General features: G+C 72.6%; 12 protein-coding genes. 5 read left to right on the top strand and 7 right to left on the bottom strand.

What is annotated here, in order from left to right; genetic code table 11:
• Positions 1 to 195: 195 nt before the first annotated feature.
• From ACQP10_RS00320 to ACQP10_RS00305, 4 genes are all read left to right on the top strand, one after another.
• Positions 196 to 408, top strand: coding sequence for a heavy-metal-associated domain-containing protein (locus ACQP10_RS00320; RefSeq protein ID WP_346018257.1), 213 nt, complete (start codon positions 196 to 198; stop codon positions 406 to 408).
• The gene (locus tag ACQP10_RS00315; RefSeq protein WP_389992645.1) at positions 405 to 1460 is read left to right on the top strand and encodes a hypothetical protein; all 1056 of its coding nucleotides are present in this window, start codon (positions 405 to 407) and stop codon (positions 1458 to 1460) included. Before ACQP10_RS00320 ends, ACQP10_RS00315 begins: the two co-directional genes overlap by 4 nt.
• A 28-nt stretch (positions 1461 to 1488) precedes the next feature.
• The gene (locus tag ACQP10_RS00310; RefSeq protein WP_389992648.1) at positions 1489 to 3744 is read left to right on the top strand and encodes a heavy metal translocating P-type ATPase; all 2256 of its coding nucleotides are present in this window, start codon (positions 1489 to 1491) and stop codon (positions 3742 to 3744) included.
• A 229-nt stretch (positions 3745 to 3973) separates the two neighbouring features.
• On the top strand, positions 3974 to 5305 hold the full coding sequence (locus ACQP10_RS00305; protein WP_433540644.1) for an aminotransferase class V-fold PLP-dependent enzyme: 1332 nt from the start codon (positions 3974 to 3976) through the stop codon (positions 5303 to 5305).
• On the opposite strand, the gene ACQP10_RS00300 is transcribed toward ACQP10_RS00305, so the two are convergent.
• The 4 genes from ACQP10_RS00300 to ACQP10_RS00285 all read right to left on the bottom strand — a co-directional run bounded on the left by ACQP10_RS00300 (position 5235) and on the right by ACQP10_RS00285 (position 9436).
• Positions 5235 to 6815 (bottom strand): MDR family MFS transporter, encoded by a 1581-nt coding sequence (locus ACQP10_RS00300; protein ID WP_433540643.1) that lies wholly within the window; start codon positions 6813 to 6815, stop codon positions 5235 to 5237. The genes ACQP10_RS00305 and ACQP10_RS00300 overlap by 71 nt on opposite strands.
• Complete coding sequence (locus tag ACQP10_RS00295) at positions 6812 to 8053, bottom strand: PLP-dependent cysteine synthase family protein (protein WP_433540642.1); 1242 nt, start codon at positions 8051 to 8053, stop codon at positions 6812 to 6814. The genes ACQP10_RS00300 and ACQP10_RS00295 overlap by 4 nt, the downstream gene beginning before the upstream one ends.
• Positions 8054 to 8170: 117 nt before the next feature.
• Positions 8171 to 8815, bottom strand: a complete 645-nt coding sequence (locus tag ACQP10_RS00290; RefSeq protein WP_433540641.1) for a hypothetical protein — start codon at positions 8813 to 8815, stop codon at positions 8171 to 8173.
• 204 nt (positions 8816 to 9019) lie between these two features.
• Positions 9020 to 9436, bottom strand: a complete 417-nt coding sequence (locus tag ACQP10_RS00285) for a CBS domain-containing protein (RefSeq protein ID WP_346018264.1) — start codon at positions 9434 to 9436, stop codon at positions 9020 to 9022.
• Between the two features lie 99 nt (positions 9437 to 9535).
• Between ACQP10_RS00285 and ACQP10_RS00280 the strand changes: the two genes are divergently transcribed.
• Positions 9536 to 10078, top strand: coding sequence for a cysteine hydrolase family protein (locus tag ACQP10_RS00280; RefSeq protein WP_346018265.1), 543 nt, complete (start codon positions 9536 to 9538; stop codon positions 10076 to 10078).
• 219 nt (positions 10079 to 10297) lie between these two features.
• On the opposite strand, the gene ACQP10_RS00275 is transcribed toward ACQP10_RS00280, so the two are convergent.
• The 3 genes from ACQP10_RS00275 to ACQP10_RS00265 form a co-directional block, all read right to left on the bottom strand.
• Complete coding sequence (locus tag ACQP10_RS00275) at positions 10298 to 10972, bottom strand: DUF6766 family protein (protein ID WP_389992663.1); 675 nt, start codon at positions 10970 to 10972, stop codon at positions 10298 to 10300.
• A 95-nt stretch (positions 10973 to 11067) separates the two neighbouring features.
• Positions 11068 to 11343: a hypothetical protein gene (locus ACQP10_RS00270; RefSeq protein WP_433540640.1), complete on the bottom strand. Its 276-nt coding sequence runs from the start codon at positions 11341 to 11343 to the stop codon at positions 11068 to 11070.
• Between the two features lie 235 nt (positions 11344 to 11578).
• Positions 11579 to 12532, bottom strand: a complete 954-nt coding sequence (locus ACQP10_RS00265; RefSeq protein ID WP_346018268.1) for an LLM class F420-dependent oxidoreductase — start codon at positions 12530 to 12532, stop codon at positions 11579 to 11581.
• Positions 12533 to 12670: the final 138 nt, after the last annotated feature.

Raw genomic sequence — 12670 nt, 5'->3', positions numbered from 1 at the left:
CGGTTCGCGAATGTACGGGAGCACCATCCTCCCGCTCCCCGGCGGCGATGTCGCGCCCATTTTCCGCGGCCGCCGTGGCCGGGCCCGGGGCCGCCCGCATCAGATGCCGGAGTTGAGGAATAGAACGGGGGAGGGGTATGTTGTCCATGTACGGATACCCCCCAGGGGTAAAAACAACGAGGAAAGAGGCCGGATATGACCACCGCCACCTACACCGTCAACGGCATGACCTGCGGCCACTGCGTCAGCTCGGTCAGCGAGGAGGTCGGCCAGGTTCCCGGTGTCACCGGCGTCGACGTCGACCTCGCCACCGGCGCGATGACCGTCACCAGCGACGCCCCGGTCGACGCGGCCGCGATCGCCGCCGCCGTCAAGGAGGCCGGCTACGAAGTGACGGCCACGTCGTGAACACCCCGGCCCGGATCGGGGCCTACGCCCTCGGGCTCGCCGTGGTCTTCGGCGGCGCGCTGGGCGCGGGCAGGGCCGTGGGCCCGGCGGCCACGCCGTCCACGACCGGCGCCGCCCACCCGGCGCACGCCGCGCCCACCGGGCAGCCGGACGCCGGGCACGGGGGCCACGGCGACGCCGGGACGGACGCTCCGGCGTCCGCCCCGGCGGGGCTGCAGATCTCCCAGGACGGCTACACCCTCACCCCCGAGACCACCGCGTTCACCCCCGGCGAGGAGACCGACCTCCGGTTCACCGTGACCGGCCCGGACGGCCGCCCGGTCACCGCCTACCAGACGCAGCACGAGAAGAAACTGCACTTCATCGTGGTCTCGCGGGACCTCGGCGTGTTCCGGCACCTGCACCCCGAGGAGGCCGGGAACGGCGTCTGGTCGGTACGGCTGACGCTGCCGGAGGCGGGCGCGTACCGCGCGTTCGCCGACTTCGCCCCCGAGGGCGGCCGGCCGCTGACGCTCGGCGCCGACCTGCGCGCGGGCGGCGACTACAAGCCGGCCGGGCCGCTGGAGCCGCGCCGTACGGCGGAGGTGGACGGGTACACCGTCACCCTCGACGGCGACCTGGCGCCCGGACGCTCCAGCAAGGTCACGCTGAAGGTGAGCAAGGACGGCCGGCCGGTCACCGACCTGCAGCCGTACCTCGGCGCCTACGGCCACCTCGTGGCGCTGCGCGACGGCGACCTCGCCTACCTGCACGTCCACCCCGACGGGGAGCCCGGTGACGGCAGGACGCCGTCCGGCCCGGACGTCACCTTCTACGCCGAGGTGCCCAGCCGGGGCACCTACCGGCTGTTCCTAGACTTCCAACACGGGGGCAAGGTGCGCACGGCGGACTTCACCGTCCGCGCCGGGGACGCCCCGGCGCCGGAGGGGTCGCCGTCCGAGGAGCCGGCCGCGGCTCCGGCTGGCCCGCCCGGCACGCCCGAGCCGCCGGAGAACGGCACACCCGAGCCGCCGGAAAACGGCCCGGACCACGCCGAAGACCACTCACACTGACCAGGACATGACGCGGAAAGGAGAGGTGATGTCCTCCATCACGGATGACCGGCCGCCGGCCACCGGCGCGGTCGAGCTCTCGATCGGCGGCATGACCTGCGCGTCGTGCGCCAACCGGATCGAGCGCAAGCTGAACAAGCTCGACGGCGTCACGGCGACCGTCAACTACGCCACCGAGAAGGCCAAGGTCGTCTTCCCCGCCGACCTCGACCCCCGCGATCTGGTCGCGGAGGTGGAGAAGGCCGGATACAGCGCCGAGCTGCCCCCGCCGCCCCGCGCCGAGGGCGCCGGGGAGGACGGACCCCGTGAGGAGACCGACGAACTGGCCCCGCTGCGGGCCAGGCTGATCACCTCCGTCGTCCTGGCCGTCCCGGTGATCGCGATGGCGATGATCCCGGCGTTGCAGTTCACGAACTGGCAGTGGCTGTCGCTGACCCTGGCCGCCCCGGTCGTGGTCTACAGCGGCTGGCCGTTCCACCGCGCCGCCTGGACCAACCTGCGCCACGGCGCCGCCACCATGGACACCCTGGTGTCGCTCGGCACGATCGCCGCGCTCGGCTGGTCGCTGTGGGCATTGTTCTTCGGTACGGCCGGCACGCCCGGCATGACCCACCCGTTCGCGCTCACCATCGAGCGCACCGACGGCACGGGCAACATCTACCTTGAGGCCGCGGCCGGGGTGACGGCGTTCATCCTCGCCGGCCGTTACTTCGAGGCCCGTTCCAAGCGCCGCGCCGGCGCCGCGCTGCGCGCCCTGCTGGAACTCGGCGCGAAAGACGTCTCCGTGCTGCGCGACGGCGTCGAGGTCCGCGTCCCCGCCGACCGCCTGGCGGTGGGCGACCGGTTCGTGGTGCGGCCCGGCGAGAAGATCGCCACCGACGGCGTGGTCGAGGAGGGCTCCTCGGCGGTGGACGCCTCCATGCTGACCGGCGAGTCGGTCCCGGTCGAGGTACGGCCCGGCGACGCGGTGACCGGCGCGACCGTCAACGCCGGAGGCCGCCTGGTCGTCCGCGCCACGCGGGTCGGCTCCGACACCCGCCTCGCCCAGATGGCCAAGCTGGTGGAGGAGGCCCAGACCGGCAAGGCGCAGGTCCAGCGCCTGGCCGACCGGATCTCCGGGGTCTTCGTGCCGATCGTGATCGCCCTGGCCCTCGGGACGCTCGGCTTCTGGCTCGGCACGGGCGACGGCGCGGGCGCCGCGTTCACCGCGGCGGTGGCCGTACTGATCATCGCCTGCCCCTGCGCCCTGGGCCTGGCCACCCCGACCGCGCTGCTGGTCGGCACCGGCCGGGGCGCCCAGCTCGGCATCCTGATCAAGGGGCCGGAGGTCCTGGAGTCCACCCGCGGCATCGACACCGTCGTGCTCGACAAGACCGGCACGGTCACCGAGGGCAGGATGACCCTGGTGGACGTCGTCACCGCCGAGGGCGAGGACGACGCCGAGGTCCTGCGCCTGGCCGGGGCGCTGGAGCACGCCTCCGAGCACCCCATCGCCCAGGCCGTGGCCCGGGGGGCCGCCGAACGGGTGGGCGAGCTGCCCACTCCCGAGGACTTCGCCAACGTCGAAGGGCTCGGCGTCCAGGGTGTCGTCGACGGGCACGCCGTCCTCGTCGGCCGCCCCCGGCTGCTGGCCGAGTGGTCGCAGCACCTGCCCGCCGACCTGGAGCGGGCCCTGGAGGAGGCGCAGGCCGCGGGCCGTACGGCGGTCGCGGTCGGCTGGGACGGCAGAGCACGGGCGGTCCTCGTGGTCGCCGACGTGGTCAAGCCGACCTCCGCCGAGGCGATCCGGAGGCTGCGCGCCCTCGGCCTGACCCCGGTGCTGCTCACCGGTGACAACGAGGCCGTCGCCAGGACGGTCGCGGCCGAGGTGGGCATCGACGAGGTCATCGCCGAGGTGCTGCCCGCCGACAAGGTGGACGTGGTCAAGCGGCTCCAGGGCGAGGGGCGGTCGGTGGCGATGGTCGGCGACGGGGTCAACGACGCCGCCGCGCTCGCCCAGGCCGACCTGGGGCTGGCGATGGGCACCGGCACCGACGCGGCCATCGAGGCGTCCGACCTCACGCTGGTCCGCGGCGACCTGCGGGTGGCCGCCGACGCGATCCGCCTGGCCCGCCGGACGCTCGCCACGATCAAGGGCAACCTGTTCTGGGCCTTCGCCTACAACGTGGCGGCCCTGCCGCTGGCGGCCATGGGGCTGCTCAACCCGATGATCGCCGGAGCCGCCATGGCGTTCTCGTCGGTGTTCGTGGTCACCAACAGCCTGCGGCTTCGCGGTTTCAAGTAAACCGTCCTCCGCCGCCAAGGCCGTCCTCCGCCGTCACCGCCGATGCCCGCGCCACGCCGGGCACCGGCGGTGACGGCGTGACGGCGCCGGTCCGCCGCACACTGGAAGCGTCGACCAGGGTGCCGCCGCGGCCCCGCCCGGAGTGATCCGCCCGGCCCGCCGGTTCCGCTTCAGGACGGCCGGCCGGCGCGCGCCGCGGTCGCCCGCTGATGCGGTACGGGGGATTTCGATGACTGTGTCCAGACGCGAGATGATCACCGGGTTGGGCGCGCTGACCGCCTCCCTCGCCGCGGCGGCCCCGCGGGGTCCGGAGCCGCCCGCCGCCCGGGGACCGGCCGCCTCGCTCCCCGGCCTCCCCGCCGGCCGCGCCCCGGACCGGACGGCCGGGGACGAACGCTTCTGGGGGGACGTCGCGCGGCGGTACCGCGTCAGCCCGGACTTCGTGAACCTGGAGAACGGCTACTACGGGATCATGCCCGAGCCGGTGCGCCTGGCCTACCACCGCAACGTGGACCTGCTCAACGAGCAGAACTCCCACCTGCTGCGCACGGACTACAAGGAGCGGGCCGACCGGATCAGGCGACGCGTCGCCGCCCTCCTCGGCGTCTCCGCCGAGGAGATCGCCCTCACCCGCGGCGGCACCGAGGCCCTGCAGAACCTGATCGGCGGCTACAACCGGCTGCGGCCGGGCGACGCGGTGATGTACGCCGACCTCGACTACCACAGCGCCCGGTACGCGATGAACTGGCTGCGCGACCGGCGCGGCGTCACGGTCGAACGGCTGGCGATCCCCGAGCCGGCGACCCGGTCGGCCGTGCTGGACGCCTACGCCACGGCGCTGCGCGACCACCCGCGGGTACGGCTTCTCCTGCTCAGCCACATGAACAACCGCACCGGGCTGGTGACGCCGGTCAGGGAGATCGTCGAGATGGCGCGCGCCCGCGGCGCCGACGTGATCGTCGACGCGGCGCACTCGTGGGGCCAGCTCGACTTCACCCTCGGCGACCTCGGGTCGGACTTCACCGTGTTCTCCCTGCACAAATGGATGGGGGCGCCGCTGGGCACGGGCTTCCTGCACATCCGGAGGGAGCGCCTGGCCGACATCGACCTCGCGTTCGCCGACGAGACCTATCCGGCCGGCGACATCCGTTCGCGCGTCCACTCCGGCACCCTGGACGCCGCCGCCGTGCTCTCGGTGGACGCGGCCCTGGACTTCCACGACGCCCTGGGCGCCGCGACCAAGCAGGCGCGGCTGCGCTTCCTGCGCGACCGCTGGGTCCACCGGGTGCGCGACATCCCGGGCATGGAGATCCTGACCCCGGAGGACCCGGCGATGTACGGCGCGATCACCGCCTTCCGGTTCGCCGGCCGTACCTCGGAGGCCGAGAACGTCGCGATCACCAATGACCTGTACAACCGGTACCGGATCTTCACCGTGCGCCGGGGCGGGCCCGTCCGGGGTGACTGCGTCCGGGTGACGCCGGCGCTCTTCACCTCGCGTGACGACGTCGACCTCCTGGCCACCGCCCTGCACGACCTCGCCCGGCGGCGACGTCCCTGAGACGGGCTCCGGACGCCCGCGCCGGCGAAACGGGCGGATGCCGCCCCGGGGCCGCCGGGGCGGCATCCGGTGGGGCCGTGCCGGGAGACGGCGGGCCCGGGGAAGCCACGTCCGGAGAGGGCGGGTCCGGGGAGGTCCCTTCCGGGGAGACCGCTTCCGGGGAAACCGCTTCCGGGGAGACCACGGAGTGCTCCGCCAGCCGCCCGGACCGGTCCAGGGCGCGCACGGCCGCCGCGCATCCGGCGCCGACCGCCGCCAGGCCGAGCCACGGCAGGCTGGGCAGGCCCACCGACCTGCCCAGGTCCAGCGCCCACCCCGACAGCAGGTTGCCCGCGGCGACGCCGAGGCCCGCCAGGGTGCTGTAGAGCCCGTAGCGGGTGCCCACCGAGTGCTCGGGACCGAGGGCGACGACGGTCGTCATCTCGAAGGGGTAAATGATCATCGTGGCCAGGCTGAGCAGCACCGCCGCGCCCAGCACGGGCAGGAGCAGGAGGACCTGGGCGGCGGCGGGCGGCGGAGCGGTGGCGGTGGCCGTCAGCGGCGCGGCCACCGCGAGCGGGACGAAGGCCAGGCCCATCAGGACGAGCCCCCGGACGATGGCCCGGGACGGCCCCCAGCGCCGACCCGCCCACGCCGTCACCCGGGCCTGCCCGATGACGGTCATGACGCCGGAGACCACGAAGACGAGCGTGACCCCGAACTCGCCGGCCGTCACCCGCCGGACCTCCAGCGGCAGACCGAGGTAGATCTGGAAGTTCAGCGCGTAGGAGCCTGCCATGGCCAGCGAGAACCGCAGCAGGGACCGGTCGGCGGCCACCTCCCGCCAGACCGCCCGCCCGCCGGCCGCCGTTCCGGGGGCGCCGGCCGCCCCCGGAACGCCTGAACCGGTTGGACCGGCTGGACCGGCTCCCGTGCCCGGCGGCAGCGCCCGCACCTGGGCGACCGTGAGGGCGGCGAACATCACCCCGGCGGTGAGGCAGACCAGGGTGAACGTCACCCCGTTGAGCAGCAGCCCGACCAGCGGCCCGATCAGGATGCCGAGCTGGCCGAAGGCGTTGAAGGCGGCGAACGCCTCGACCTTGCGCTCACCGGCCTCCCTGGCGAGATAGGCCCGCACCGCCGGGTTGAACAGCGCCCCGGCGAACCCGGTGAGCGCCGAGGCCGCCACCAGCGCGGGGACCGAGCCAGCCACCCCCAGCATCAGGAACGCCACGGCCCGCACCCCGCACCCCGCCACGATCACCGGCTTGCAGCCGAGCCGGTCGGCGAGCGTCCCGCCGACCAGGAACAACCCCTGCTGGCTCAGGTTGCGGACGCCGAGGATGAGCCCGACCAGCGCGGCGGGCAGCGCCAGCGTCCCGGACAGATGGCCCGCGAGGTACGGCATGAGCATGTAGAAGCCGGTGTTGATGGTGAGCTGGTTGACCAGCAGCAGCCGCACCGGCCGGTCGAAGGACCGGATGAGCGCCGGGGTGCCCGCCATCAGCCTCCCCTCGGCGGCGCCGGTCACCGATCCTCCCGGACGGCGCCCGCCGTACCGGGGACGTCCGTGACGGCGCCCGCCGGGCCGGGGTCGTCCGTGACGGCGTCCGCCGGGCCGGGCGGGTCCGTGCCCGCCGTACCGGGCGGGGTTCCGGGCGGCGCGTCCGCGAGGGGATCGACCACGGTCGTGCACCGCGTCCAGCGGACCGGCTCGCGCTCCGCGGGGTGACCGATCTCCTCCGGGTCGGCGGCCGGTGGCGCACCGAGGAGGTCGTGGGCCGCGCAGTAGTCGTCGCTGAACACGGTGTCGAAGTAGCGGTGCGGCCCGTCGGGGAAGACCGCCGCCGTCCGTGTGTGTCCGGGCATCGTGCGGGCCAGCCATGACGCCACCAGGGCCACCGCCCCGACGCTCCAGCCGCCGGTGGCGTAGCGCAGGGCCGCCAGGCGGCGGCACGCCCACACCGCCTCGGCCGGCGCCACCCAGTGCACCTCGTCGAACAGCTCATAGGCCACGTTGCGCGGGTGGATGCTGCTGCCCAGGCCGCGCATCAGCCGGGGGCGGGCCGGCTGGCCGAAGATCGTCGATCCCGTCGAGTCGACGCCGACGAGCCGCAGGTCGGGGTAGAAGCGGCGGAGCATCCGGGTGACACCCGCGCTGTGGCCGCCGGTCCCGACGCTGCACACCAGGACGTCGATCCGGCCGAGCTGACCGGCGAGCTCGGTGGCCAGACCCGCGTAGGCGGTGACGTTGTCGGGGTTACCGTACTGGTCCGGGCAGTAGGCGTCCGGGTGCCCCGCCAGCAGTTCGCGCACCCGGTCCTGTCGCGCCCGCTGCCAGCCGCCCACCGGGTGCGGCTCGGTGACGACGACGACCCGGGCTCCGTAGGCCGCGAGCAGGTGCCGCATCAGCGGCTCCATCCCCGGGTCGGTCACCAGCGTCACCGGGTGTCCGTGGACGATGCCGGCCAACGCCAGCCCCAGGCCGAAGGTCCCGCTGGTGGACTCCACGATGGGCGCTCCCGGTCGCAGCAGGCCCGACCGGCGCGCCCGATCCACGATGTGCAGGGCGGGCCGGTCCTTGATGCCCCCGGGGTTGCCGCCCTCCAGCTTCGCCCAGAAGCCGCGGCCCCGGCCGGTGACGATCTCCGGAATCCACAGGACCGGGGTGTTCCCGACGACGTGCTCCGGAGCGTGGCAGGTGTTCCCGGTGACCAGTCGGCCGGTCGGGAGCAGTGAGATGTCTGGTGAGTTGAGTGTGTAGGTCATGGTCCGTTTCCCTTGAACGTGATCCGGTGATCCGGTGATCCGGTGATCCGCCTCAGGGCACGCCGGAGGTACGGCCCGCGCCGACGGCACGGGCGACGGGGCGCGCCGACGGACCGGCTACACCCGGGAAACAGACTTGAGCAGGAGCAGGGCCGCCCCGGGAAGCGGGCGGACCGGACGGGAGGAGCGCCGCGCCGCAGGAACGGCCGGGGCCTCGGCGGCCACCTCGGCGACCGCGGCGTCGCAGACGGCGCGGCCGACGGGGAGCAGGACACGGAGGGTGGTGATCGACGGTCCGGCCGCCGCCCCGCACAGCGTGTGGTCCTCGCCCGCGGGCAGCAGAGGCCGCAGGGGGCACGGGGTGCCGCCGCAGTACGCCGTCGCGCCGGACACGGCGCGAGAGCGGGTGATCGCGTGGAAGCCGGACACGGTCCGGGAGGCGGTGGCGGTCCGGGGGCCGGTGGCGTTCGGGGAGCCAGTGGTCCGGGAGCCGGATGCGGTCCGAGAGCCGGTGGTGGGTACGGGGAGGGATTCGGCGGCGGGCCGGGACCCGGCGGTCGCGCTCCGGGCCCCTCCGGGGCACATCTCTCCGGAAAGGGCGGCCCGGACCCCGTGACGATGATGATGGCCCGAGTGGGCGTGGGCCGAGTGGGCGTGGGAGCACAGCACGAGGTGCAGCAGCACGGTGGCACCGAGCACGGTCAGATACAGGGCGCGGAGGATTCCTCCGCGCCGCATGCACCGCCGTATCGATACGACCATGTCCACGAGCGTACGCTCCATTATGTAATGAATCGCTACGCAGAGTGACATTTGTGGAGAATGTTCGACCGTTCGGGAATCGCGCGCCCCGCCGTACGGCGGGCGCGGCGATCCCGCAAGGGCATGAAAAAGCCCAGGCGGCGGGCCCGGGCGGTGAAGAACCCGGCGCCCCGGAGACGCAGGATCCGGGGCGCCGGCAGCGGGTCAGTCGGAGGTGACCGCGTCCATCAGGTCACCCACCGGCGCGTCGGGCAGCGCCCGCGCCACGTCGGCCAGGGCGACCATCCCGACCAGCTTGTGTCCGTCGATCACCGGAAGGCGGCGGACCTTGTGCTTGGCCATCGTGCCGAGGATCTCCCTGGCGTCGTCGTCGGCGCCGATGGTGACCGCCTCGCCCTGGGCGAACTCACCGGCCTGGCAGGACCTCGGGTCCTTGCCCTGGGCCAGCACCTTCACCACGATGTCGCGGTCGGTCAGCATGCCCTTGAGCCGGTCGTCCGTGCCGCAGATCGGCAGGGAGCCCACGTCGAGGCGAGCCATCTTGCCCGCGGCATCGAGCACGGTCTCGTCGACCCTCACGCACTCGGCGCTCGGCGTCATGATCTCGCGTGCGGTCTTCATCTCGCTCCTTTCTGTGCTCCGGAGCCTCTGCGGCTACCCGGGAGCCCGCCGGCGAAACCGGGGCCGAATGAACGGGACGGAAAGGGAGAGAAGCGATGCATGGGAAAGATTGCGCTGGTCGTGGTGGACATGCTGAACCCCTACGACCATCAGGATGCGGAACCGCTCGCCGAGAACGTCGCCGGGATCGTCGAACCCCTGGCCGATCTGATGCGCCGGGCGCACGAACACGACGACATCGAGCTGGTGTACGTCAACGACAACTACGGGGACTTCTCCGTGACCCGGGATGACCTCGCGGGGCGGGCGCTCTCGGGCCGGCGGCCCGACCTGGTCGAGCCGGTGCTGCCCCCGAAGGAGGCGCCCTTCCTGCAGAAGGTGCGCCACAGCGCGTTCTACGGCACCTCCCTGGAGTATCTGCTGCACCGGGAGGAGGTCGAGACCCTGGTGCTGGCCGGCCAGGTCACCGAGCAGTGCGTCCTCTACAGCGCGCTCGACGCCTATGTGCGGCACTTCTCGATCAGGATCCCGCGTGACTGCGTGGCCGGCATCCACGCCGACCTGGCGGACGCCGCGCTGCGGATGATGGAGCGCAACATGGGGGCGAAGATCGTGGCAGGGGAAAGATGCCTGGAGGTCTGACGACCTCTCCGGCGCCGGTTCGGTGCGTGAAAGGCCCGACAGGTGAAGCCCTGTGTGTGAAAGCCCGGTGCATGGGGGTTTCGTCGTGAAGCCCGGCGCATGAGGGTCCGGTGTGTGAAGGTCCGGTGTGTGAAGGTCCGGTGTGTGAAGGCCCGGCGTGTGAAGGCTCGGCGTGTGAAGGCTCGGTGTCGCCCGAGGAGGTGTCCTCCTCGGGCGGCTTCACCCCTCGACGCCGGTCGTGCCGTGGGCGGCCCCGACGGGCTTGGACTGCGTCGACCCGCGCTGGCGCAGGTAGACGGAGAGCACGACCATCGACAGCACGGCGAGGAACTCCGACTGCCAGTTCTGCAGCGTGCGGTTCCAGAAGTCGGCCGAGACGACGTACTCGCCCCAGCTCACCGGGTCCTCCAGCTGTGCGAGCTGCTGGGTGTTGTAGCTGGCCTGGCCCGACACCGACTGGCCGAGCCATGACAGCAAGAAGACGGCGCCCATCACCAGGCCGAGGGAGTTGCCGTACAGTGACCGCCGCCACCCGGCCGCGGCGGCCCAGGCGGGGCTGTCGGACTCGGCGTACCGGCCCGTCTTCTGCTCGGCGTCGCTCTCGCCGCCCTCCTCGCCCGGCTTCTTCGACTCGGTGGAGCCGCGCTGCACCAGCCAGACCGTCGCGAGGATGAACAGCAGGAACTGGAGATACTCCGACTGCCAGTTCTCCGCGACGTCGGCGGTGAAGTCGGAGGAGGTCACGTAGGACACCCACGACAGCGGCGCGCCGCCCTCGGCGAGTCGCTGCTGGTTGGCGTCGGCGTTCCCGGCGAACGACTGCCCCACCAGGGACAGCAGGAACGCGGCGAGGAAGAACAGGCTCAGGGCGTTGTTCTTGATGAAGTTCTTCACGGAGCCCTCCCTAACGCTGCAGAAGGCCGATGACGAGGAAATAGGCCAGGCCGGCACCGATCAGGACCAAAGTGACGGTGAACATGACGCGCATGTCAGGTCGTCACCTCGCACCGGTAGGGGAGCTCGCCTTGGGCCGTGCAGCCCGCGCCGCGCACCAGCCAGCCCTGGGGGAACCTGTGCAGGAAGACGGTGTCCCGCGACAGCCGTACCTGCGCCTCGTCGCCCCAGACCGCGGTGTCCACCGGCTGCCCGCCGGGCAGTTCGAGGTCGAGGATGGCGTTGGCGCACCTCTGGCCGCCGGTGTTCAGCCCCTCGGCCGCCGAGGGGGCCAGCAGCGAGCACGCCTGCTCTCCCTGGCGGTCGTGCACCGCGCCGTAGAAACGGGTGGCCGCCTGTTCGGCGGTTTCCCGTTCGGCTGAGGAACAACCGGTCAAAATCGCAACTAATGACATCAATGCCAATGAAATTGCTCGACTGTTCATCGGCTCCCCTTACCCCGCCGCTCCCAAAAGTCACGTCGGGACGACTACGCCGTGTACGCGCGCCGGAACGTAAGGGTGCGATGCGCGTGCCCCCGGCGGGCCGGCCGGGGGCATGCCGGCCTCAGCGCACCCGGGGCAGCACCTCGCGGGCGTAGAAGTCGAAGAAGGCGTCCTGCTCGGGGCCGATCTGGCTGATGTAGACCTCGTCGAAGCCCGCGTCCACGTACTCCTTGATCGACTGGATGTGCTTCTCGGGGTCGGGACCGCAGGGCGTGGAGGCGGTGGCCTGCTCCTCGGTGACCATCTCCGCGAGCTGCTCGAAGTGCCGCGGCAGCGGCAGGATCTGGGACGCCTCCCCCTGGATGCCCTGGGTCGGCCAGAGCCGGTGCACGGTCTTGCGGGCCTCGGCCTCGTCGGTGGCGTAGCAGACCTTCAGGCCGCCCTGGGTGGGCTTGCCCTCGCCTCCGGCCTTGTGGAACTGCTCCACCAGCTCGGCCGCGGGGCCGGTGCAGATGTACCCGTCGCCGATCCGCCCGGCCAGCTCCACCGACTTCTCGCCGAAGCCGGAGACGTAGACGGGCGGCGGGCTGTCGGGCAGCGTGTACAGGCGGGCGTTGTCGACGTCGTAGTGGAGACCGCGGTGGGTGACCAGCTTGCCCGACCACAGCTCCCGCATGAGCTCGACCGCCTCCTCCAGCATCTCCAGCCGCTCGGAGGCCGGGGGCCAGCGGGACTCGATGATGTGCTCGTTCAGCGCCTCGCCGGTGCCGACGCCGAGCCGGAACCGGCCGTCGGTGAGCACTGCGCTGGTGGCGGCGGCCTGGGCGATGATCGCCGGGTGGATGCGGACCAGCGGGCAGGTGACGGCCGTGGTGATCGGCAGCGAGGTCGCCTCGGCGATGGCGCCGATGACCGACCACACGAACGGGCTCTGCCCCTGCGCGTCCAGCCAGGGATGGTAGTGGTCGGAGATCCACAGCCCCTCGAAACCGGCCCGCTCGGCCAGCTTCGCCTGCCGTACCAGTTCCTTGGGGTCGTGTTCCTCGCAGGAGAGGAAGTATCCGAACCTGGTCATCGCCGCCTCCTCGGTGCCTTGTTCCAGATCAGTGGCCATACCCAGGTTGACGAGGCCAAACGGATCGGCCGGGAAAACGCGGGGCCGGGACGTGGCCGCCCGGCCCCGCCCCGGTCCACCGCCGGAGACCGGAGGCCG

This window comes from Streptosporangium sandarakinum (assembly GCF_050942225.1).
Taxonomy (GTDB): domain Bacteria; phylum Actinomycetota; class Actinomycetes; order Streptosporangiales; family Streptosporangiaceae; genus Streptosporangium; species Streptosporangium nondiastaticum.
The sequence above is the reverse complement of the archived record's forward strand: the minus strand, read 5'-3'. Positions and strand labels throughout refer to the sequence as shown.

Coding starts and splice junctions, on each gene's coding strand:
- ACQP10_RS00295 (WP_433540642.1), bottom strand. CDS start 8,053: ATGACCTACACACTCAACTCACCAGACATCTCACTGCTCCCGACCGGC.
- ACQP10_RS00310 (WP_389992648.1), top strand. CDS start 1,489: ATGTCCTCCATCACGGATGACCGGCCGCCGGCCACCGGCGCGGTCGAG.
- ACQP10_RS00265 (WP_346018268.1), bottom strand. CDS start 12,532: ATGACCAGGTTCGGATACTTCCTCTCCTGCGAGGAACACGACCCCAAG.
- ACQP10_RS00320 (WP_346018257.1), top strand. CDS start 196: ATGACCACCGCCACCTACACCGTCAACGGCATGACCTGCGGCCACTGC.
- ACQP10_RS00305 (WP_433540644.1), top strand. CDS start 3,974: ATGACTGTGTCCAGACGCGAGATGATCACCGGGTTGGGCGCGCTGACC.
- ACQP10_RS00290 (WP_433540641.1), bottom strand. CDS start 8,815: ATGGTCGTATCGATACGGCGGTGCATGCGGCGCGGAGGAATCCTCCGC.
- ACQP10_RS00280 (WP_346018265.1), top strand. CDS start 9,536: ATGGGAAAGATTGCGCTGGTCGTGGTGGACATGCTGAACCCCTACGAC.
- ACQP10_RS00285 (WP_346018264.1), bottom strand. CDS start 9,436: ATGAAGACCGCACGCGAGATCATGACGCCGAGCGCCGAGTGCGTGAGG.